This window comes from Streptomyces sp. NPDC127114 (assembly GCF_042677525.1).
Classification (GTDB): domain Bacteria; phylum Actinomycetota; class Actinomycetes; order Streptomycetales; family Streptomycetaceae; genus Streptomyces.
This window is the reverse complement of record NZ_JBHXTJ010000037.1, coordinates 34180-54562: the sequence shown is the minus strand read 5'-3', so window position 1 is coordinate 54562 and position 20383 is coordinate 34180. Positions and strand designations below refer to the sequence as shown.

Sequence of the window (20383 nt, the reverse complement as noted above, 5' to 3'; positions counted from 1 at the left end):
CACCATTACACAAAAGAGTGGGACTCGACGCCACCGTGCTGGGCATGGCGCACGATTTCGAACGGCCCACCCGGCTCACGCACCCGCCCGCGCACTCGGCCGGATCGGCTCGCACACCGTCCGAACGGATGGCAGTGGAGCCGATCCCTCCGGTACTCCGGTGGGACTGGAGGAGAGCCGGAAGAAGCCGGATCCCCCGTCCCGAAAGGAGCCGGTCATGGCCCCACCCATGTCCGCGAGCCGTTTCCTCGACGCCCTGCGCGACGAGGGTCTGACGGTCGTCGAGGTCGGCGAGTGGCGCACCCACAACCGCAACCACAAGGGCCCCTGGGGACCCGTGCACGGCGTGATGATCCACCACACCGTCACCCGGGGCACCAGCAACACCGTCCGCATCTGCCGGGACGGTTACGAGGCCCTGCCCGGGCCGCTGTGTCACGGCGTGATCGCCAAGGACGGCACCGTCCACCTGGTCGGCTACGGCAGGGCCAACCACGCCGGCCTCGGCGACGACGAGGTGCTGCGCGCGGTCATCGCGGAGAAGGGCCTCCCGCGCGACGACGAGGCCACCACCGACGGCAACCGCCACTTCTACGGCTTCGAGTGCGAGAACCTCGGCAACGGCGAGGACCCGTGGCCCAAGGTCCAGCTGGAAGCCATCGCCAAGGCCGCGGCCGCGCTCTGCCGGGTGCACGGCTGGACCCACCGCTCGGTCATCGGCCACCTGGAGTGGCAGCCCGGCAAGGTCGACCCGCGCGGCTTCACCATGGCGTCGATGCGCGAGCGGATCGCGGAGCGCCTGCGCTAGGCCGTGGCAGGCGGCCGACGGCCCACGGCCGGCCGACAGCGGGTGGCAGGCGCCGCCGACGGTGGACAATGGCCCGGTGAACGCGTTCGACCTCGCTCTGTCCCGGCTGCGGCCCCGGCTGCCGTCCCCTCTGGAGCCGGTCGAGGACGAGCGCTTCACCCGGCGCGGCCTGCGGCTGCTGCTCAAGCGCGACGACCTGATCCATCCGGACCTGCCGGGCAACAAGTGGCGCAAGCTGGTGCTCAATCTGCGGGAGGCCGGCGGCCGGCCGGTGCTGACCTTCGGCGGCGCCTACTCCAACCACCTGCGCGCCACGGCCGCCGCCGGCCGGCTGCTCGGCTTCGGCACGATCGGGGTCGTACGGGGCGACGAGCTGGCGGGCCGCCCCCTGAACCCCTCGCTGGCGCGCTGCGCGGCGGACGGGATGCGGCTGGTGTTCGTCGACCGCGCCACGTACCGCGCGAAGAGCGAGCCCGCCGTCCTCGCCCGGATCCTGGAGCGGGTCCCCGCGGACGTGCGCGACGTGTACGTCGTCCCCGAGGGCGGCAGCAACGCGCTCGCCGTCCGGGGCTGCGCCGAGCTCGGCGGCGAGCTGTGCGGGGCCGCGGACGTGGCCGCCGTCGCGTGCGGCACCGGCGGCACGCTCGCGGGCCTCGCGGCCGGCTTCGACGGCCGGACGCTGGGCGTCCCGGTGCTCAAGGGCGGCTTCCTCGGCGGGGAGATCACCGCGCTCCAGGAGCTGACGTACGGCGGTCCCCGGGGCGAGTGGAGCCTCGACGAGCGCTTCCACGGCGGCGGTTACGCCCGTACGAACCCCGAACTCGACGCTTTCGCACGGGATTTCGAAGCCCGTCACGGCGCGCGGCATGGACTCGCCATCGAGCGGCTGTATGTCGCCAAAATGCTCCACGGACTGGTGAGCCTCGCCGAGGAGGGCGCCTTCCCGTCCGGCACCCGGATCGCCGCCGTGATCACGGGCGCGCCGGAGCCTCAGCCCGTCTCCTCCCGGTAGGCCGCGGCCTCCTCCAGGTCGAGCCGGCGCAGCAGGGTGCGCATCATCTCGTCGTCGATGCGGCGGGCGTCGCGGAGCTGCACGAAGACCTCGCGCTCGGCGTCGATCATCTCCCGGGCGAGGCGCCGGTAGGTGTCGTCGACGGTCTCGCCGGTGATCTCGTTGACGGTGCCGAGGCGCTCCCAGACGGCGTTGCGGCGCCGTTCCATGACCGTGCGCAGCCGGTCGGCGAGGGGGCCCGGGAGGGTGTTGCGCTCGTCGGCGAGGAGGGCGTCGAGCCGGTCCTCGGCGGCCCGGGAGGCCTCGCTCTGCGCCTGCGCCTCGGCGAGGGTCTCCTGGACGCGGTCGCGTCCGGGCAGCTTCAGGGCGCGGATCAGCGGCGGCAGGGTGAGGCCCTGGACGACGAGGGTGCCGATGACGGTGGTGAAGGTGAGGAAGAGGACCAGGTTGCGGGCCGGGAACGCGACGCCGCCCGAGACCACCGGGATGGAGAAGGCGATGGCGAGCGAGACCACGCCCCGCATGCCGGCCCAGCCGACGATCACCGGTGCCTTCCAGTCGACGCCCGGCTCCCGTTCCCTGACGCGGGCGGAGAGCGCGCGGGGCAGGAAGGTCGCGGGGAAGACCCAGACGAAGCGGACCACGACCACGAAGACGAAGACCCCGGCCGCGTACCAGGCCGCCTCCGCGATCCCGTACGGGCCGAGGCCCTGGACGACGAAGGGCAGCTGGAGGCCGATCAGCGCGAAGACGGCGGACTCCAGGACGAAGGCGACCATCCGCCACACCGCCTCCTCCTGGAGCCGGGTGGCGAAGTCGACCTGCCAGTTCTTGTGGCCGAGGAAGAGGCCGACCACGACGACGGCGAGGACGCCGGAGGCGCCGACCTCCTCGGCGGCGGCGTACGCGACGAACGGGATGAGGAGGGAGAGGGTGTTCTGGAGCAGGGCCTCGCGCAGATGGGTGCGCAGCCAGTGGATCGGCACCATGAGGACCAGGCCGACGCCGATGCCTCCGACCGCGGCGAGCGCGAACTCCCCCAGGCCGCCGGACCAGCTGATGCCCTCCCCCACGGCGGCGGCGAGCGCCACCTTGTAGGCCGTGATCGCGGTCGCGTCGTTCACCAGGGACTCGCCCTGGAGGATCGTGGTGATGCGGTGGGGCAGGCCCAGCTTGCGGGCGATGGCGGTGGCGGCGACCGCGTCCGGCGGGGCGACGACCGCGCCGAGCACGAGGGCCGCGGTCAGCGGCAGGTCGGGCACGAGGACGTACGCGAGCCAGCCCACCGCGACGGTCGCGAAGAGCACGTAGCCGACGGAGAGCAGCGCGACCGGCCGGATGTTGGCGCGCAGGTCGAGGTACGAGGACTCGACGGCGGCCGTGTAGAGCAGCGGCGGCAGGATCAGCGGCAGCACGATGTGCGGGTCGAGGGTGTAGTCGGGCACTCCGGGCACGTACGCGGCGGCGAGGCCCACCGCGACGAGCAGCAGTGGTGCCGGCACGGGCGTCCTGCGGGCGATGCCCGCCACCGCGGTGCTCGCCGCGACCAGCGCCACCAGTTGCAGTGCGTCCATGCCCCGTCCCTTCTCCCCTCGTGTCACTCGCGCCACAACGTAACCTGGCCATCATGAGCGAGTGCCCGCACGTTGCCGAGATGCCGCGCCCCGAACCGGCGCCGCTGCACGACACCTGCCCCGAGTGCCTTGCCGACGGCACGCACCCCGTCCAGCTGCGGCTCTGTCTGAGCTGTGGGCACGTGGGCTGCTGCGACTCGTCGGCGGGCCGGCACGCGACGGCGCACTTCCACAGCACCGGTCACCCGGTGATGCGGACCTTCGAGCCCAACGAACGCTGGCGGTGGTGCTTCGTGGACGGTTCGATCGTCTGACGGCTGGGTACGTCACCCCTCCGCGGGTTCTCCGCGGCCGCCGGTGCGTACGGCGGGTCCGTCGCGGGCCGGACCCTGAGGGGGGCGGTCCTGCCGGGCCCCCGGCGACACGGGGGGACGGATCGCGATAGCGTCTCGGCGGACTGCGCAACCGACTGCGTACCGCCAGGTCCGGGGGGCTTCCTTCCCGGACCCCGAAAGAGCTTGTGCCACCTTGGAGGTGAGGGTGTCCCAGATCGCAGGCGAGCCCGGGACCCAGGACTTCGTGGAAGTCCGGCTGCCCGCTGCGGGTGCCTACCTGTCCGTGCTGCGTACGGCCACGGCCGGCCTCGCGGCGCGCTTGGACTTCACCCTCGACGAGATCGAGGACCTGCGGATCGCCGTCGACGAGGCGTGCGCGATCCTGCTCCAGCAGGCGGTGCCGGGCTCGGTGCTGAGCTGCGTGTTCCGGCTGGTCGACGACTCCCTCGACGTGACGGTGTCGGCTCCGACGACCGACGGCCGGGCCCCGGAGCGGGACACCTTCGCGTGGACGGTGCTCTCGGCGCTCGCCGGGAAGGTGGAGTCGTCGGTGGCCGAGGACCGGACGGTCTCCATCAGCCTGTACAAACAGCGCGGCGCGGGGCCAGGCCCGGCGTGAGGAGCGGGGACGCGACGGCCGGCTTCCCTGAGCAGCAGGCACGGCCGCAGGGGGTGGCCGGTACCGAGGTCGAGATCGAGGTCGCTACGGAGCAGGCGGACCAGATGAGCGAGCAGCACGAGCAGCACGAAGCGGTCCCTGACGCGGCCGGGCCGCGGGAGGTGCCGCCGCAGGAGGTGCCCGACCCGCACGACCGCAGCGGTGCGCGGGCGCTCTTCGTCGAGCTGCGCGGCCTTCCGGAGGGCTCGCCGGAGAAGGCGGCGCTGCGCGACCGGCTGGTGCGGATGCACCTGCCGCTGGTGGAGCACCTGGCCCGGCGCTTCCGCAACCGGGGCGAGCCGCTCGACGACCTGACCCAGGTGGCGACGATCGGTCTGATCAAGTCGGTGGACCGGTTCGACCCGGACCGCGGGGTGGAGTTCTCCACGTACGCGACGCCGACGGTGGTCGGCGAGATCAAGCGCCACTTCCGTGACAAGGGCTGGGCGGTACGGGTCCCGCGTCGGCTGCAGGAGCTGCGGCTCTCGCTGACGACGGCGACGGCGGAACTGTCGCAGCAGCACGGGCGCTCGCCGACCGTGCACGAGCTGGCCGAGCGGCTGGGGATCTCCGAGGAGGAGGTCCTGGAGGGCCTGGAGTCGGCGAACGCCTACTCGACGCTCTCCCTGGACGTGCCGGACACGGACGACGAGTCGCCGGCGGTGGCGGACACGCTCGGTGCGGAGGACGAGGCGCTGGAGGGCGTCGAGTACCGGGAGTCGCTCAAGCCGCTCCTGGAGGACCTGCCGCCGCGCGAGAAGCGGATCCTGCTGCTGCGGTTCTTCGGGAACATGACCCAGTCGCAGATCGCCCAGGAGGTCGGCATCTCGCAGATGCACGTGTCCCGGCTGCTGGCGCGCACGCTGGCGCAGCTGCGGGAGAAGCTCCTCGTCGAGGAGTGAGCGCGGGGCCGCCGGGCTTGTCCGGCCCTGGTCCGGCTGCCGGGCCGCCGGGCCTGTCCGGCCCTGGTCCGGCTGCCGGGCCGCCGGGGTTGTGCGGCCCTGATCCGGGCTGCGGGGCCGCCGGGCCTGTCCGGCCCTGGTCCGGGCCGCCGGGCCTGTCCGGCCCTGATCCGCCGGGCGGGCCCGGGCCCTAGGCGGAGTCCTGCCCGGGGCGCCTGATGCCGAGTGCCTCGGTCGTGGACGGGCTCGCCAGGAGGACGAGGCCGGTCACGGCGAGAACGGCGAGGGCGATGCCGGCCGGGATCATGACGCTGTCCGCCTGGAGGAGCTGCCAGGCCACGGGCAGCGCGAGGACCTGTGTGATCACCGCGGGGCCGCGGCTCCAGGACCGGCGCAGCCACAGGCCGCGGGCGGCGACGAGCGGGATGAGCCCGAGGGCGGTCAGGGTGACCGCGCCCATGAGGGCGGAGGTGAGGTCGCCGGTGCGGTCGGTGAGACTCGTCACCAGCATGACGAGGCCGCCCGCCACGAGGGCCAGGCCCTCGACGCCGGCCACCGCCGCGGCGGCGGTGAGCCGCCCGGGCCGGGAACCCGGCTCCGTACGCTCCTGGGGACTGCTGGTGTCGGCACTGCGCGCACTGCTCATGCAAGGCAGGGTAGCCGGGGCGCCGGGGGACGGCCCCGCGCAGGCCGGGACTGGGCCCGGTACCGCCGGGTAGGTACGCTGGCGGACATGCGCGCGCTTCTCGTGGTCAATCCGGCAGCAACCACCACCAGTGCCCGCACACGGGACGTGCTGATCCACGCGCTCGCCAGCGAGATGAAGCTGGAGGCGGTGACGACCGAGTACCGCGGTCACGCCCGTGACCTGGGGCGCAGGGCAGCCGAGTCGGAGGACGTCGACCTGGTGGTGGCGCTCGGCGGCGACGGCACGGTCAACGAGGTGGTCAACGGGCTGCTGCACGCGGGGCCCGATCCGGAGCGGCTGCCGGGGCTCGCGGTGGTGCCGGGCGGATCGACGAACGTCTTCGCGCGGGCACTCGGGCTGCCGAACGACGCGGTGGAGGCGACGGGCGCGCTCCTCGACGCGCTGCGTGAGCGGCGGGCACGGACGGTGAGCCTGGGTCTCGCGTCGGGGACGCCGGGCACGGAGGACGAGGGGGTCCCGGAGCGCTGGTTCACCTTCTGCGCCGGATTCGGCTTCGACGCGAGCGTGATCGGCCGGGTCGAACAGCAGCGCGAACGCGGGAAGCGTTCGACGCACGCGCTCTATCTGCGTCAGGTGGTGCGCCAGTTCCTGGGCGAGCAGAACCGGCGGCACGGCACGATCACCCTGGAGCGGCCGGGTGAGGATCCTGTGCAGGATCTCGTCCTGTCCATAATCTGCAACACCTCTCCCTGGACCTACCTGGGCAATCGTCCGGTGTACGCGTCGCCGGAGGCGTCCTTCGAGACGGCCCTGGACGTGCTCGGACTGAGCCGGCTCTCGGCGCCGTCGGTGGCCCGGTACGCGACCCAGTTGCTCACTTCGAGCCCGGAGCGCGGGCCGCACGGCAAGCACGCGGTGACCCTGCACGATCTGACCGACTTCACCTTGCATTCGAAGGTGCCGCTCCCGCTCCAGATGGACGGAGACCACCTGGGACTGCGTACGAGCGTGACGTTCACAGGCGTTCGCCGTGCACTGCGTGTGATTGTGTGACCAGAAGGACCGAAAGTCCTTCTACTCGAACGTTTAGGCTGCCCTCCACCCACTAGAAGTACGGCTGTGACGGAGCCGACACCGAGGAATCAAAAAAAACTTTCCAGAAGGGGTTGTATCCGTTGCTGGGGTTTGGGAGTCTCTTCTTGGCGATCGGGACGGCCCGCAGGACCGGCCTCCACTGAGAGCCAGAACCCCACCCCAGTGACAAGGACCACGCCAGTTCACCTGGCAGTCGGCCCTTCCCCTGCGGGGGGATTCGTGAAAGCGTTCACATTCACAAGCAACTTGCACGTAACACCTGAGAGAGGTAGCAGCCATGGACTGGCGTCACAACGCCGTTTGTCGTGAGGAAGACCCCGAGCTGTTCTTCCCCATCGGCAACACCGGTCCTGCGCTGCTGCAGATCGAGGAAGCCAAGGCCGTCTGCCGTCGCTGCCCCGTGATGGAGCAGTGCCTGCAGTGGGCGCTCGAGTCCGGCCAGGACTCCGGCGTCTGGGGTGGCCTCAGCGAGGACGAGCGCCGCGCGATGAAGCGCCGCGCCGCCCGCAACCGGGCGCGCAACGCCAGCGCCTGAGCCACCTGCACAGCCTGAGGCACGCGGCGCGTACATCGCGTACGTCATCACCGCCCCCCGAGCCGCAGCCGCGCAGCAGTAACCCACAGCATTCGAGCCCCGGACCGATTTCCTTCGGTCCGGGGCTCGCTGCTGTGAACTCTCTTTGCCTGGGCGGCACTTCCGCTCGTCTGCGCGACACTTCCGCGTGAATTCCCGCGGGCCGTTCCGCTGTTTCCCGCCGCTTCCCGCCGCCTCCGGCCGCTTCCCGCGGCTTCCCGCCGTTTCCCGCGCTACTTCTGCGGCTGTACGGGGATGTCGAGGACGACGCGGGTGCCGCGCTCGGCACCCGGCTGCATGTCGAACGTGCCGCCCAGCTCGCCCTCGACCAGCGTCCGTACGATCTGCAGGCCCAGGTTGCCGGCCCGCTGCGGATCGAAGCCCTCGGGCAGCCCGCGGCCGTCGTCCTTGACCGTGATGAGCAGCCGGGCGTCGGCGCGGGGCTCGCCGCGGACGGCGGTGACCTCGACGGTGCCGTGCTCGCCCGGCGCGAAGGCGTGCTCCAGGGCGTTCTGCAGGATCTCGGTGAGGACCATGGACAGCGGCGTGGCGACCTCGGCGTCGAGGATGCCGAAGCGACCGTTGCGCCGGCAGGTCACCTTGCCCGGGGAGATCTCGGCGACCATGGCGATCACCCGGTCGGCGATCTCGTCGAACTCGACCCGCTCGTCCAGGTTCTGCGACAGCGTCTCGTGGACGATGGCGATCGAACCGACGCGCCGCACCGCCTCGTTGAGGGCCTCGCGGCCGCGGTCGGAGTCCATCCGGCGGGCCTGGAGGCGCAACAGGGCGGCCACGGTCTGGAGGTTGTTCTTCACCCGGTGGTGGATCTCCCGGATGGTGGCGTCCTTGGTGATCAACTCACGCTCGCGACGGCGCAGTTCGGTGACGTCGCGAAGCAGGACGAGGGAGCCGATGCGGGTGCCCTTGGGCTTGAGCGGGATCGCGCGCAGCTGGATCACCCCGCCGTTGCCCTCGACCTCGAACTCGCGCGGGGCGTAGCCGGAGGCCATCTTGGCCAGGGCCTCGTCCACCGGGCCGCGGGAGGGGGCCAGTTCGGCGGTGATCTGCCCGAGGTCCTGGCCGACCAGGTCGGCGGCGAGGCCGAGCCGGTGGTACGCGGAGAGGGCGTTGGGCGAGGCGTACTGGACGACGCCCTCGGCGTCGAGCCGGATGAGTCCGTCGCCGGCCCGCGGGGACGAGTCCATGTCGACCTGCTCGCCCGGGAAGGGGAAGGAGCCGGCGGCGATCATCTGGGCCAGGTCGGAGGCGGACTGGAGGTAGGTGAGCTCCAGCCGGGACGGGGTCCGCACGGTGAGCAGATTGGTGTTGCGGGCGATCACGCCCAGGACGCGGCCGTCACGGCGTACGGGGATCGACTCGACCCGGACGGGGACCTCCTCGCGCCACTCGGGGTCGCCCTCCCGGACGATCCGGCCCTCGTCGAGGGCGGCGTCGAGCAGTGGCCGGCGGCCGCGCGGCACCAGGTGGCCGACCATGTCGTCCTGGTAGGAGGTGGGCCCGGTGTTGGGCCGCATCTGGGCGACGGAGACGTAGCGGGTGCCGTCCAGGGTGGGAACCCAGAGGACCAGGTCGGCGAAGGAGAGGTCGGAGAGCAGCTGCCACTCCGACACCAGCATGTGGAGCCAGTCGAGGTCGGACTCGCTCAGGGCGGTGTGCTGGCGGACGAGGTCGTTCATGGAGGGCACGTGTGCGAGCGTACCCGTGGAATTCGACGGCGGTGAACCTGGAGTTCCCGGCGTTCGTGTTGGAGGATGGGCCCGGAACCACCGCGTTCCCATGGATGGACAGACGAGAATGGTCTAGTCCACAATGTTTTCCACAGAGCCTCCGTCCTCCCCGCACAGGAGGACGGACGAGGTACCCGGCGCTCTCTGCCCTGACTGCGCCGAGACCTCCCATCACGGCCGAGGGACCGCACACCCCCGGCCGGGCAACTCCGGGCTGCGGTGCCGGACGGGTTGAGGGTCCCGTCCCGGCGCCGCGGCCCGCGGGTGTTTCCGGGGCCCTTTCCTCACGTACGCGGGGCCTGATGCCGGGACCTACGCGGGGCCTGACGCATGGGCCGCCGTACGGGAGACCTGACGCACCGGCCTACGTACGCGGGGCCGGCCAGGCCCGCATCGCCAGCTCGGCCAGTGCCTCGAGCTCCTCCGCCGTCGCCCCGTCCCGGGCCTGCTGGGACATGCCCTGCAGGACGGCACCGCTGAAGCGGGCCAGGGCGGCCGGGTCGGTCCCGTGCGGGAGCTCGCCCGAATCGACGTCCTCGCGGATCCGCTTCTCGAACCGCGCGATGTTGGCGCTCCGCCGGTCACGGAGCAGCCGCTCGACCTCGGGGGTGGAGCAGTTGATCGCGGCGGAGATCATCAGGCAGCCACGGGGGTGCGCCGGGTCGGTGTACTGCCCCGCGGCCTCCCTGAGCATCCGGCCGATGGCGCCGCGCGCGGTCGGCTCCTCGGCGAGGGCCCGCCCGCCGAAGGCCCCGTACGAGCCCGCGTACTCCTCGACGACCTCCTCGAACAGGGTCTTCTTGTCGCCGAAGGCCGCGTAGAGGCTGGGCGCGCTGATCCCCATGACGCGGGTGAGGTCGGAGACGGAGGTCGTCTCGTACCCGTGCTCCCAGAAGGCCATCGTCGCCCGCTCCAGCGCGGTCGGGCGGTCGAACGAGCGGGGGCGGCCGCGCTGCTTGGTCGTCATGACGGAAATTCTATAGCGAGCACTACGAAAGGTGGGGTACGGTTCTTTCTGTAACGACCGCTAGGGAATGCGAGGGGGGCGTCGTCATGGGCGTGCTCAACGGGAAGACGGCACTGGTCACGGGTGGCAGCCGGGGCATCGGGCGCGGGATCGCCGAGCGGCTGGGGCGGGACGGCGCGCGGGTCGCCGTGCATTACGGGAGCAACGAGGCCGCGGCCAAGGAGACGGTCGCGGCGATCACGGCGGCGGGCGGCGACGCGTTCGCGATCGGCCAGGAGCTGGGGGTCCCCGGGGACGCGGAGGCGCTGTGGAAGGCCTTCGACGCGCATGCGGACGGCCTGGACATCCTCGTGAACAACGCGGGGATCGGGGCCTCGGCGCCCTTCGCGACGATCGGCGAGGAGGAGTACGAGCGGATCTTCGCGGTCAACACCAAGGCGCCGTTCTTCCTGGCGCAGCTGGGTGCGGAGCGGCTGCGGGACGGGGGCCGGATCGTGAACGTGTCGACGGGGCTGTCGCACGCCGCGGCGATGCCGGACCTCATCGCGTACGCGATGTCGAAGAGCGCTCTGGACGTCTTCACCCGCTATCTGTCGAAGGTGCTCGGCGCGCGCGGGATCACGGTCAACGCGGTGGCGCCGGGCATCGTCGACACCGACATCAACGCGCACTGGCTGCGGGGGAACGAGGAGGCGATGGCGGGCGCCGCGGCGATGGCGGCCCTCGGGCGGGTCGGGACCCCCGAGGACATAGCCGACGTGGTGGCCTTCCTCGCCTCTCACGACGGGCGCTGGGTGACGGGGCAGTGGATCGACGCGACGGGAGGCTCCCTGGACTGAGCCGCGACGGGCAGGGAAGCCGTCAACCGAGGGGTTCGAGTGGCTGGTGGGACGGGTGCGGCCGACGATGAAGTGAGGCCCGTCCGCGGGGCGGAACGGCATGGGCGGACGGCCCGCGCTCTGCTAGATTTGAGCCTAGATTGGTCTATACCACCTAGGTTCTTTCCAGCCCCTCACCAGATCGGCAGGCTCAGCGTGGAAGTTGTCATCGTCAAGGACGCCAAGGCGGGCGGCGAGCTCATCGCGGACGGCATCGCCGACCTCCTGCGCCGCAAGCCCGACGCGCTGCTCGGCGTGGCCACCGGCTCGACCCCGCTGCCCATCTACGACGCCCTGATCGCGCAGGTCAAGGCCGGTTCCGTGGACGCCTCGCGGGCCCGGATCGCCCAGCTGGACGAGTACGTGGGCCTGCCGACGGGGCACCCGGAGTCGTACCGGGCCACGGTGCTCCGCCAGGTCGTCGAGCCGCTCGGGCTCTCCCAGGAGGCCTTCATGGGCCCCGACGGCTCGGCCGAGGACGTCCAGGCGGCCTGCGAGGCCTACGACCGGGCGCTCGCCGAGGCGGGCGGTGTCGACCTCCAGATCCTGGGCATCGGCACCGACGGGCACATCGGCTTCAACGAGCCGTGCTCCTCCCTCGCGTCCCGGACCCGGATCAAGACGCTGACCGAGCAGACCCGGGTGGACAACGCGCGCTTCTTCGACAACGACATCGAGCAGGTGCCGCACCACGTCATCACCCAGGGCATCGGCACCATCCTGGAGGCCCGTCACCTGGTGCTGCTCGCCACCGGCGAGGGCAAGGCCGAGGCCGTGGCGCAGACGGTCGAGGGTCCGGTCGCCGCGCTGGTGCCGGCCTCGGCGCTCCAGCTGCACCCGCACGCGACCGTGGTCGTGGACGAGGCCGCCGCCTCCAAGCTGAAGCTCGCGGACTACTTCCGCCACACGTACGCGAACAAGCCGTCCTGGCAGGGCATCTGATCGCCTGGTCCGCGCAAAGGGGCCCGGCACCTGAATCAGGTGCCGGGCCCCTTCGTGTGCCGCTACCTGCCCGTGACGGCCTCGGCCGCCGCGCGGCCGCAGACGCGGGCGGCGCCGTGGGTGGCGACGTGGAGGGCGCCGCGGGGTGCGGACTCGTTCAGGCCCATCTCCACCACGACCGTGTCCGGGCGCGCCGCGACCAGGGCGTCCAGGGCCCCCGACATCCACGGGTGCCGGTGGGCGTCGCGGACGACGGCGACGACGCGCCGGTCCCCCGCGGCGGCCAGGACGGCGTCCACCGAGGCCTCGGCCCCGTAGGAGCCGGTCGTGGTGCCGGGCAGCAGGCGCTCCAGTTCGGCGGCGATGCCCCAGGGCGTCTCGTCGCCGACCGCGAAGTTCGCGACGGGGGTGAAGGAGGCCACGTAGGGCGCGGCGGTCAGCGGCTCGTGGGCCCGCTCCCCCGGCGTCACCTTCAGGGCCCTGCGGGCCGCGACGAGGCCGACCTCGGTGCCGGGCGCGGTCCCCTCCTGTTGTGCCGCGCCCGGCCCCGATACCCCCCTGGCCCGGTGCGCCTGGGTCCAGGCCGCCAGGGCGCGTACACGCGCCGCGGCGTCGGCCAGCCGCTCCTCGGGCAGTTCACCGGTCCGTACCGCGTTCACCAGCGCGTCGCGCAGTCGCAGTACGGTGTCCTCGTCGGCCAGCCCGCCGCCGACGCAGATGGCGTCGGCGCCCGCGGCGATCGCGAGGACGGATCCGCGCTCGATGCCGTACGTCGACGAGATGGCCTGCATCTCCATCCCGTCCGTGACGATCAGCCCCTCGAAGCCCAGCTCCCGGCGCAGCAGTCCGGTGAGGATCTGTGGGCTGAGGGTGGCCGGCCGGTCGGGGTCGAGCGCGGAGAGCAGGATATGCGCGCTCATCACGGCTTTGGTACCCGCGGCGATGGCGGCGCGGAAAGGTGCCAGCTCACGGGCGTGCAGTGTGTCGAGGTCCACATCGATCCGGGGCAGCGCGTGGTGCGAATCCACGTTGGTGTCGCCGTGCCCGGGGAAGTGCTTGGTGCAGGCGGCGACGCCCACGGACTGCAGGCCGTCGACGTAGGCCACGGTGTGCCGGGCGACGAGCCCGGGGTCGGCGCCGAAGGACCGCACGCCGATGACCGGGTTGTCGGCGTTGGAGTTGACGTCGGCGGACGGCGCCCAGTTGAGGTCGACCCCGCACTCGGCGAGCCGGCGGCCGAGCTCGCGGGCCACGGCCCGGGTGAGCTCGACGTCGTCGACGGTGCCGAGGGCGTAGTTGCCGGGGAAGGAGGAGCCCTCCTTCACCTCGAGGCGGGTGACGTCGCCGCCCTCCTCGTCGATGGCGACCAGGACGTCCTCGCGCTCGGCGCGCAGCCGCGCGGTGAGCGCGGCGAGCTGCCCGGGGGCGACGATGTTCCGGCCGAAGAGGCCGACCGAGGACAGGCCCTCGCCGATCCGGCGGAGCAGCCAGTCGGGCGCGGTGGTGCCGACGAAGCCCGGCTGGAGGACGGTGAGCGCGTCCCTGGTCAGGGTGTCCGGGGCGGTTGCGAGCGTGGTCATGAGGCGCCGTTATCCCTTCACCGCGCCGGCGGTCATGCCGCCGACGGCCTTGCGCTGGAGGAAGAGGAAGACGATCAGGACGGGGAGTGCGAAGAGGGTCGAGGCGGCCATGGTGGCGCCCCAGTCGCTGCCGAACGCGGTCTGGAACTGGGTCAGCCAGAGCGTCAGCGTCTGGGTCTCCTTGTCCTTGTTGAGCATGAGGATCATGGCGAACTCGTTCCAGGCCGTGATGAAGCCGAAGATCGAGGTCGACATCAGGCCGGGGGCGAGCAGCGGGAAGATGACCTTGCGGAAGGCCTGGCCGCGGGTGCAGCCGTCGATCTGGGCGGCCTCCTCCAGCTCGACCGGGACGGCGGCGATGAAGCCGCGCAGCGTCCAGATGGTGAAGGGCAGGACCATCACGAAGTAGATCAGCGTGAGCACCGGGATGCTGTTCAGCATGTCGTTCTCACGGGAGATCATGTACATCGCGATGACCATGACCTCCCAGGGGGCCATCTGCGCCATCATCACGACGAGGACGATGCCCTTGCGGCCGCGGAACTTCATCCGGGCGAGGGCGAAGCTCGCGAGGAGGGCCACGAGGAGGGCGAGGAGCACGGCGCCGAGGGTCACCACCAGGCTGTTGGTGACGTAGGTCCAGAACAGGTCGACGCCGGTGGCGGTCGTGTAGTTCTCGAAGGTCGGCGCGAAGACGAAGACCGGGTCCTTGGTGAGGATCTCGTGCTGCGGCTTCAGCGAGGACGAGAACATCCAGTAGACCGGGAAGACGAACACCACGGCGATCACGAGGGCGGAGGCGTTCTTGACGACGGCTCCGACCGTGAGCCGCTTCCTCGCGCGGTACTTCTTCGGGGCCGGGCTGGTGGTGGCGCTCACAGCTGCTCCTCCTGCTTCAGGATCAGGCGGAAGTAGAAGGACATGATCGCGACGAGCATCACGATCGTCAGGACGGAGATCGCCGCGGCGACGCCGTAGTGGAACTGGCCGACGCCCTCGATGTACGCGAAGACCGGCAGGGTCTCGGAGGCGCGGTCGGGGCCGCCCTTGTTCATCGCGTAGACCTGCGTGAACGCCTTGAAGATCCAGATGATCTCCAGGAACGTGGTGATCAGGAAGAAGGGCTTGAGGTTCGGGAAGACGACGGCCCAGAAGGTGCGCCAGCCGTTCGCGCCGTCCATCTTGGCGGCCTCGTAGAGCTCGCTGCCGATGGTGGTGAGGGCGGCGTACATGTTCAGGGCCACGAACGGGACCGAGCCCCAGACGAGCAGGAGCAGCGAGATCACCAGGGTGGAGAAGCCGGTCTCGAACCAGTTGTGCTGGTCGTAGCCGGAGAAGCCGAGCGTGCGCATCACCCAGTTGGCGACGCCGAACTGCTCGTCGAAGAGCCACTGGAAGACGGTGACGGAGGCGACGATCGGCATGGCCCAGGCGAAGACCAGGGCGAGCGAGAGCACCAGCCGCATCTTCTTGCCGAGGCGGTTGAGGAGCAGGCCGATGCCGGTGCCGACGGCCATGATCAGCAGGACGTTGACGGCGGTGAAGACGACCGAGCGGACGACGACGGTCCAGAAGTCCGCGTCGCTCAGCAGCTCGGTGTAGTTGTCGAAGCCGGTCCACACCGTCTCGCGGGTGATGAACTCCTTCCGGTTCAGTTCCTGGAAGGAGAGGACCACGTTGCGGATCAGCGGGTAGAGCAGCAGGAGCGCCATCGACAGCAGGGCCGGGGCGACGAGCAGGTACGGCAGCAGCCCGCCGGGCAGGGAGCGTCTTCCCCGCGAGGGCTGACGGACTTCCTTCGGGCCGGCGGGGGCCGGCGGGGTCTGAGACTTCCCTGCCGCCCTCCCGGGCGCGTCCTGGGGACCGGCGGTCGCCGTCCCCGGGGAGTCCACGGTCATGATCTTCTTCCTCGCGGTTCTGGGGCCTGTCCGGTGGATCAGGGCCGGACAGGCCGCGGGGTCTGGTGCGGTGCGTCGCAAGGCGCCGGAGCGTCGCGATAGCGGAGCTATCGGGGCGCTTCGGCAACGCGGCGAGGTGCCGCGCCAGGGGTCGCGGGCCCGGCCATGATCCGCCGGGCAGGCCCCAGGGCTCCCGTGCCCACCGGGAAGCGGCCCGGGGGAGCGGGCCGCTGCAAACTGCGGAGCGCCGGCGGTGCGGTCCGGGTCACCGGGCCGCACCGCCGGGCTGTGATCACTGCTGGTTGATGCGCTCGTTGATGACCTTGTCGGCGGCCTCGCCGGCGGTCTTGGCGTCCTCGCCCTTCAGGACCTTGGTCATGTAGTCCTTGATCGGGTTCGGGGCGGTCTCGACGTTCGCCCAGCCCGGGGTGACCGGGGTGATCTTGCCGACGGAGGCGGACAGCTTCATGGCCTCGGCGAAGGAGCCGGCGGCCGGCGTGAACTGCGCGGCGTCGTTGTTCGGGAGCAGGGCGCCCTCGGTGGCGGCGGCGTACTTCGCCATGTACTCCTTGCCGGCGGCGAGGGCCAGCCACTCCTTGGCGAGCTCCTTGTTCTGGGAGCGCTCGGCCACGGCGAGGTTCGAGCCGCCGAAGAAGACGGAGCCCGGCTTGTCGGCGGTCTTGCCCGGGATCGGGAAGTAGCCGAAGTCGGCGGTCTTGCCGGCCTTCTTCATGGCGTCGATCGCGCCGCCGGCCTCCCAGCCGAGGCCGATCCAGGACGCCACGCCGCCCTTGGGGATGACGTCGGTGGACTGCTGCGGGGTGGCCTCGTCCTTGTCCTTCGGAGCGGTGGAGTAGGACGCCAGCTCCTTGTAGAAGTTCATGGCGTTGGCGGCCTCGGGGGAGGACAGGTTGCCCTTCCACTTGTCGCCGTCCTTGACCGCGAGGTCGCTGCCCTCGTCCCAGACGAAGCCGGCGAGGACGTACCAGCTCTGGCCGGGCAGGTAGATCGGCTGGCTCTTCGGGTCGGAGGCCTTGAGCTTCTTCAGGCCCTCGATCCACTCGGCGCGGGTCTTCGGCGGGGTGACGCCGGCCTTCTTGAAGGCCGCCTTGTCGTAGACGACGACGCGGTTGGTGGCGTACCACGGGGCGGAGTAGAGCTTGCCGTCCAGCTCGTTGGAGGCGAGCATGCCCTTGTTCCAGCCGTCGTAGCCCAGCTTGGCCTTGTCACCGGTGAGGTCGGCGAGGCCGCCGGTGACCGCGTAGCCGGCGGTCTGGGTGTTGCCGAGCTCCAGGACGTCCGGCGGGGTGTCCTCGGAGAGGGCGGTGGTGACCTTCTCCTGGATGCCGTTCCACTGCTGCTTCTCGACCTTGACCTTGACGCCCGGGTGCTTGGCCTCGAAGGCCTTGTTCACCTCGGCGGTCCAGGCGTCCGGCGCGGAACCGTCCATCACCCAGACGGTCAGGGTCTTGGCTCCGCCGTCGGCCTTGCCCTTGTCCCCCTTGTCGCCGCCGTCGGAACCACACGCGGCAATGCTGACCATCATGCCCGCGACGCCGATCGCCGCGATGAGCTTGCGCTTCACGCCACCCTCCTCAGGGATGCCTGCTCCCCCCACCACCGCGCGAAGACATACGTCGAGTAATGCTGTGGGGCTGGGACCTGGTCTTTAATGGTTTAGACCAGTACCCGGAGCTTGGCCTAGACCTTTAGGGGTGTCAAGGGTGTATAAGAAGGGCAGTCGCGTCCGTTATCGGACCGACACCTGAGGGAGGGCGACGACCCGTGACCGGTCCGTGCCACCATGTGAGCCGCGACAGACGGAGGAGCCGGTGACGGCAGCAGCACAGGAGTCGGAGAGGCAGGCCATGGCCACGGACGCGGGCAACACCGAGACAGAGGGCGGCGTCGCCACCCGCACCGCGCGCGTGCCCAAGTACTACCGCCTGAAGCGGCACCTGCTCGACATGACGGAGACCCTGCCGCCGGGCACGCCGGTCCCGCCCGAGCGGACGCTCGCCGCCGAGTTCGACACCTCCCGCACCACGGTCCGCCAGGCCCTGCAGGAGCTGGTCGTCGAGGGCCGCCTGGAGCGGATCCAGGGCAAGGGCACCTTCGTGGCCAAGCCCAAGGTCTCCCAGGCCCTCCAGCTCACCTCGTACACCGAGGACATGCGGGCCCAGGGCCTGGAGCCCACCTCGCAGCTCCTGGACATCGGCTACGTCACGGCCGACGACACCCTCGCCGGTCTCCTCGACATCTCCCCCGGCGGACGGGTCCTCCGCATCGAGCGGCTGCGGCTCGCCAGCGGCGAGCCGATGGCCATCGAGACCACCCACCTGTCCGCCAAGCGCTTTCCCGCGCTGCGGCGTTCGCTGGTCAAGTACACCTCGCTCTACACCGCGCTCGCGGAGGTGTACGACGTCCACCTGGCCGAGGCCGAGGAGACCATCGAGACCTCCCTCGCCACCCCGCGCGAGGCCGGCCTGCTCGGCACGGACGTCGGCCTGCCGATGCTGATGCTCTCCCGCCACTCGCTCGACGCCAACGGCGAGCCGGTGGAGTGGGTGCGCTCGGTCTACCGCGGCGACCGCTACAAGTTCGTCGCCCGCCTCCAGCGTCCCAACGGCTGAACCGGCCGCACCGCCGGTCGGGCCCGCGACTGACGGTTGATCCGTTATACGGACAGGGGTTCCTAGAAACGAAACCGTCCCCTAGATTTCCTCGGCATTACGAGGTGATCAGCGAGGGGACGGTTTCGCCATGTCAGAAGCCACACAAGGGAAACAACCGGTCATCACGCCACTCAGAGTGGTGATCGCGCTCTGCCTCTTCGCGCCGTTCGTCGCGATGCTCTGGGTGAACTCGTACGCCAAGGTGGAACCCACCTTCATCGGCGTCCCGTTCTTCTACTGGTACCAGATGCTCTGGGTCGTGGTGTCCACCGCGCTCACCATGGTCGCCTACCAGCTGTGGCAGCGTGACCAGCGCGCCCGCAAGGGGGGTGCGGCGAAGTGAACAACGACGGCGTGAACGGCGTCGCTCTCGGCGTCTTCGTCTTCTTCTTCCTGGCCGTCACGGTCATGGGCTTCATGGCCGCGCGCTGGCGCAAGGCCGAGAACGAGCACAGCCTCGACGAATGGGGCCTGGGCGGGCGCTCGTTCGGCACCTGGATCACCTGGTTCCTGCTCGGCGGCGACCTCTACACCGCGTACACCTTCGTCGCGGTCCCCGCGGCCATCTACGCGGCGGGCGCGGCCGGCTTCTTCGCCGTGCCGTACACCATCCTGGTCTACCCGCTGATCTTCACCTTCCTGCCCCGCCTGTGGTCGGTCTCCCACCGGCACGGCTACGTGACCACCTCCGACTTCGTCCGCGGCCGCTTCGGCTCCAAGGGCCTGTCGCTCGCGGTCGCGGTCACCGGCATCCTCGCCACCATGCCGTACATCGCGCTCCAGCTCGTCGGCATCCAGGCCGTCCTGGACGTGATGGGCGTCGGCGGCGGCGAGAACACCAACTGGTTCGTCAAGGACCTGCCGCTGCTCATCGCCTTCGGCGTGCTCGCCGCGTACACGTACTCCTCCGGCCTGCGCGCGCCCGCGCTCATCGCCTTCGTCAAGGACACCCTGATCTACATCGTCATCGCGGTGGCGATCATCTACATCCCGATCAAGCTGGGCGGCTTCGACGAGATCTTCGCCAAGGCCGGAGAGGCGTACGCGCAGACCAACCCGGCCACCGGCAAGCCGAAGGGCGCGCTCGTGCCCGGCGAGGCGGGCCAGTGGACGTACGCGACGCTGGCGCTCGGCTCGGCGCTCGCGCTGTTCATGTACCCGCACTCGATCACGGCGACGCTCTCCTCCAAGAGCCGTGAGGTGATCCGCCGCAACACCACGATCCTGCCGCTGTACTCGCTCATGCTGGGTCTGCTCGCGCTGCTCGGCTTCATGGCGATCGCGGCCGGCGTGAAGGTCACCAACGGTCAGCTGGCCATCCCGCAGCTCTTCGAGAACATGTTCCCGGCCTGGTTCGCGGGCGTGGCGTTCGCCGCCATCGGCATCGGCGCGCTGGTGCCCGCCGCGATCATGTCGATCGCCGCCGCCAACCTCTTCACCCGGAACATCTACAAGGACTTCATCAAGAAGGACGCCACCCCGGCCCAGGAGACCAAGGTCTCCAAGCTGGTGTCGCTCCTGGTGAAGGTCGGCGCCCTGGTCTTCGTCCTCACCATGGACAAGACCGTCGCCATCAACTTCCAGCTCCTGGGCGGCATCTGGATCCTGCAGACCTTCCCGGCCCTGGTCGGCGGCCTGTTCACCCGCTGGATGCACCGCTGGGCACTGCTCGCGGGCTGGGCCGTCGGCATGATCTACGGCACCTGGACCGCCTACGGGGTCGCGAGCCCCACGCAGAAGCACTTCGGCGGCTCCGCGGCGGAGATCCCGGGCATCGGCGAAATGGGCTACATCGCCCTCACCGCCTTCGTCCTCAACGTCCTCGTCACGGTCGTCCTCACCTTCGTCCTGAAGGCCGTCAAGGCGCCGGACGGCGTCGACGAGACCGCGCCCGGGGACTACACCGCCGACGCCGGCGACGCGGGCGTCGTCACCGAGCTGCCGAAGGTCGGTGCCGCCGGGCACTGATCCTTCCGCACCACCCGTTCCGCCCGCCGACCGGGCCCCGGGCGGGGGGGGGCCGGGGGCCCCCACGGCTCCGGGTGCGGCGCCGTCAGGAGGGCTTCCGGGCACCGTCAGGCGCCG

General features: G+C 70.9%; 20 protein-coding genes. 12 read left to right on the top strand and 8 right to left on the bottom strand.

What is annotated here, in order from left to right; translation table 11 throughout:
* The first annotated feature begins 217 nt into the window (after positions 1-217).
* A complete protein-coding gene (locus ACFVGS_RS29095; protein WP_384419781.1) occupies positions 218-808 on the top strand; it encodes an N-acetylmuramoyl-L-alanine amidase in 591 nt (196 codons plus the stop codon).
* A gap of 76 nt (positions 809-884) precedes the next feature.
* Positions 885-1820, top strand: coding sequence for a 1-aminocyclopropane-1-carboxylate deaminase/D-cysteine desulfhydrase (locus ACFVGS_RS29090; protein ID WP_385694549.1), 936 nt, complete (start codon positions 885-887; stop codon positions 1818-1820).
* On the opposite strand, the gene ACFVGS_RS29085 is transcribed toward ACFVGS_RS29090, so the two are convergent.
* Positions 1799-3394 (bottom strand): Na+/H+ antiporter, encoded by a 1596-nt coding sequence (locus ACFVGS_RS29085; RefSeq protein WP_385694546.1) that lies wholly within the window; start codon positions 3392-3394, stop codon positions 1799-1801. The genes ACFVGS_RS29090 and ACFVGS_RS29085 overlap by 22 nt on opposite strands.
* Before the next feature lie 53 nt (positions 3395-3447).
* Between ACFVGS_RS29085 and ACFVGS_RS29080 the strand changes: the two genes are divergently transcribed.
* From ACFVGS_RS29080 to ACFVGS_RS29070, 3 genes are all read left to right on the top strand, one after another.
* Positions 3448-3708, top strand: a complete 261-nt coding sequence (locus tag ACFVGS_RS29080; protein ID WP_384419789.1) for a UBP-type zinc finger domain-containing protein — start codon at positions 3448-3450, stop codon at positions 3706-3708.
* Positions 3709-3934: 226 nt separating this feature from the next.
* Positions 3935-4348: an anti-sigma regulatory factor gene (locus ACFVGS_RS29075; RefSeq protein WP_015036094.1), complete on the top strand. Its 414-nt coding sequence runs from the start codon at positions 3935-3937 to the stop codon at positions 4346-4348.
* Positions 4345-5289: an RNA polymerase sigma factor SigF gene (locus ACFVGS_RS29070; protein WP_384419792.1), complete on the top strand. Its 945-nt coding sequence runs from the start codon at positions 4345-4347 to the stop codon at positions 5287-5289. Before ACFVGS_RS29075 ends, ACFVGS_RS29070 begins: the two co-directional genes overlap by 4 nt.
* A gap of 190 nt (positions 5290-5479) precedes the next feature.
* On the opposite strand, the gene ACFVGS_RS29065 is transcribed toward ACFVGS_RS29070, so the two are convergent.
* Complete coding sequence (locus ACFVGS_RS29065; RefSeq protein WP_384419795.1) at positions 5480-5935, bottom strand: hypothetical protein; 456 nt, start codon at positions 5933-5935, stop codon at positions 5480-5482.
* Between the two features lie 87 nt (positions 5936-6022).
* Here ACFVGS_RS29065 and ACFVGS_RS29060 point away from each other — a divergent pair, with 87 nt between their 5' ends.
* Positions 6023-6991: a diacylglycerol/lipid kinase family protein gene (locus ACFVGS_RS29060; RefSeq protein ID WP_384419797.1), complete on the top strand. Its 969-nt coding sequence runs from the start codon at positions 6023-6025 to the stop codon at positions 6989-6991.
* Between the two features lie 319 nt (positions 6992-7310).
* Entirely contained in the window at positions 7311-7568 is a 258-nt protein-coding gene (locus tag ACFVGS_RS29055; protein WP_003953983.1) for a WhiB family transcriptional regulator, read from the top strand.
* A gap of 272 nt (positions 7569-7840) precedes the next feature.
* On the opposite strand, the gene ACFVGS_RS29050 is transcribed toward ACFVGS_RS29055, so the two are convergent.
* Positions 7841-9307, bottom strand: a complete 1467-nt coding sequence (locus ACFVGS_RS29050; RefSeq protein ID WP_384419871.1) for a sensor histidine kinase — start codon at positions 9305-9307, stop codon at positions 7841-7843.
* Between the two features lie 415 nt (positions 9308-9722).
* Positions 9723-10325, bottom strand: a complete 603-nt coding sequence (locus ACFVGS_RS29045) for a TetR/AcrR family transcriptional regulator (RefSeq protein WP_385694542.1) — start codon at positions 10323-10325, stop codon at positions 9723-9725.
* A gap of 86 nt (positions 10326-10411) precedes the next feature.
* On the opposite strand from ACFVGS_RS29045, the gene ACFVGS_RS29040 reads away from it, so the two are divergent.
* Together ACFVGS_RS29040 and nagB are read left to right on the top strand one after the other, a co-directional pair.
* Positions 10412-11164 carry an SDR family oxidoreductase gene (locus ACFVGS_RS29040; RefSeq protein ID WP_385694540.1) on the top strand — a complete coding sequence of 251 codons (753 nt, stop codon included), beginning with the start codon at positions 10412-10414 and terminating at the stop codon, positions 11162-11164.
* Between the two features lie 195 nt (positions 11165-11359).
* Complete coding sequence (gene nagB / locus ACFVGS_RS29035) at positions 11360-12145, top strand: glucosamine-6-phosphate deaminase (RefSeq protein ID WP_385694537.1); 786 nt, start codon at positions 11360-11362, stop codon at positions 12143-12145.
* A gap of 62 nt (positions 12146-12207) precedes the next feature.
* On the opposite strand, the gene ACFVGS_RS29030 is transcribed toward nagB, so the two are convergent.
* The 4 genes from ACFVGS_RS29030 to ACFVGS_RS29015 all read right to left on the bottom strand — a co-directional run bounded on the left by ACFVGS_RS29030 (position 12208) and on the right by ACFVGS_RS29015 (position 17208).
* Entirely contained in the window at positions 12208-13725 is a 1518-nt protein-coding gene (locus ACFVGS_RS29030; RefSeq protein WP_384419809.1) for a glycoside hydrolase family 3 protein, read from the bottom strand.
* A gap of 9 nt (positions 13726-13734) precedes the next feature.
* Entirely contained in the window at positions 13735-14604 is an 870-nt protein-coding gene (locus ACFVGS_RS29025; RefSeq protein WP_384419812.1) for a carbohydrate ABC transporter permease, read from the bottom strand.
* Positions 14601-15623: a carbohydrate ABC transporter permease gene (locus ACFVGS_RS29020; protein ID WP_384419815.1), complete on the bottom strand. Its 1023-nt coding sequence runs from the start codon at positions 15621-15623 to the stop codon at positions 14601-14603. Before ACFVGS_RS29020 ends, ACFVGS_RS29025 begins: the two co-directional genes overlap by 4 nt.
* A 292-nt stretch (positions 15624-15915) precedes the next feature.
* A complete protein-coding gene (locus ACFVGS_RS29015; protein WP_384419818.1) occupies positions 15916-17208 on the bottom strand; it encodes an extracellular solute-binding protein in 1293 nt (430 codons plus the stop codon).
* A gap of 283 nt (positions 17209-17491) precedes the next feature.
* Between ACFVGS_RS29015 and ACFVGS_RS29010 the strand changes: the two genes are divergently transcribed.
* The 3 genes from ACFVGS_RS29010 to mctP all read left to right on the top strand — a co-directional run bounded on the left by ACFVGS_RS29010 (position 17492) and on the right by mctP (position 20266).
* Positions 17492-18256: a GntR family transcriptional regulator gene (locus ACFVGS_RS29010; protein WP_128983038.1), complete on the top strand. Its 765-nt coding sequence runs from the start codon at positions 17492-17494 to the stop codon at positions 18254-18256.
* 130 nt (positions 18257-18386) lie between these two features.
* Entirely contained in the window at positions 18387-18641 is a 255-nt protein-coding gene (locus tag ACFVGS_RS29005) for a DUF3311 domain-containing protein (RefSeq protein ID WP_384419821.1), read from the top strand.
* An 11-nt stretch (positions 18642-18652) separates the two neighbouring features.
* Positions 18653-20266, top strand: coding sequence for a monocarboxylate uptake permease MctP (gene mctP / locus ACFVGS_RS29000; protein ID WP_384419874.1), 1614 nt, complete (start codon positions 18653-18655; stop codon positions 20264-20266).
* Positions 20267-20383: the final 117 nt, after the last annotated feature.

Excerpts from the sequence above, each read along its gene's own strand:
- ACFVGS_RS29095 (WP_384419781.1), top strand. The coding sequence starts at position 218 with ATGGCCCCACCCATGTCCGCGAGCCGTTTCCTCGACGCCCTGCGCGAC.
- ACFVGS_RS29085 (WP_385694546.1), bottom strand. The coding sequence starts at position 3,394 with ATGGACGCACTGCAACTGGTGGCGCTGGTCGCGGCGAGCACCGCGGTG.
- ACFVGS_RS29080 (WP_384419789.1), top strand. The coding sequence starts at position 3,448 with ATGAGCGAGTGCCCGCACGTTGCCGAGATGCCGCGCCCCGAACCGGCG.
- ACFVGS_RS29065 (WP_384419795.1), bottom strand. The coding sequence starts at position 5,935 with ATGAGCAGTGCGCGCAGTGCCGACACCAGCAGTCCCCAGGAGCGTACG.
- ACFVGS_RS29060 (WP_384419797.1), top strand. The coding sequence starts at position 6,023 with ATGCGCGCGCTTCTCGTGGTCAATCCGGCAGCAACCACCACCAGTGCC.
- ACFVGS_RS29055 (WP_003953983.1), top strand. The coding sequence starts at position 7,311 with ATGGACTGGCGTCACAACGCCGTTTGTCGTGAGGAAGACCCCGAGCTG.
- ACFVGS_RS29050 (WP_384419871.1), bottom strand. The coding sequence starts at position 9,307 with ATGAACGACCTCGTCCGCCAGCACACCGCCCTGAGCGAGTCCGACCTC.
- ACFVGS_RS29045 (WP_385694542.1), bottom strand. The coding sequence starts at position 10,325 with ATGACGACCAAGCAGCGCGGCCGCCCCCGCTCGTTCGACCGCCCGACC.
- ACFVGS_RS29040 (WP_385694540.1), top strand. The coding sequence starts at position 10,412 with ATGGGCGTGCTCAACGGGAAGACGGCACTGGTCACGGGTGGCAGCCGG.
- ACFVGS_RS29030 (WP_384419809.1), bottom strand. The coding sequence starts at position 13,725 with ATGACCACGCTCGCAACCGCCCCGGACACCCTGACCAGGGACGCGCTC.
- ACFVGS_RS29020 (WP_384419815.1), bottom strand. The coding sequence starts at position 15,623 with ATGACCGTGGACTCCCCGGGGACGGCGACCGCCGGTCCCCAGGACGCG.
- ACFVGS_RS29010 (WP_128983038.1), top strand. The coding sequence starts at position 17,492 with ATGGCCACGGACGCGGGCAACACCGAGACAGAGGGCGGCGTCGCCACC.
- ACFVGS_RS29005 (WP_384419821.1), top strand. The coding sequence starts at position 18,387 with ATGTCAGAAGCCACACAAGGGAAACAACCGGTCATCACGCCACTCAGA.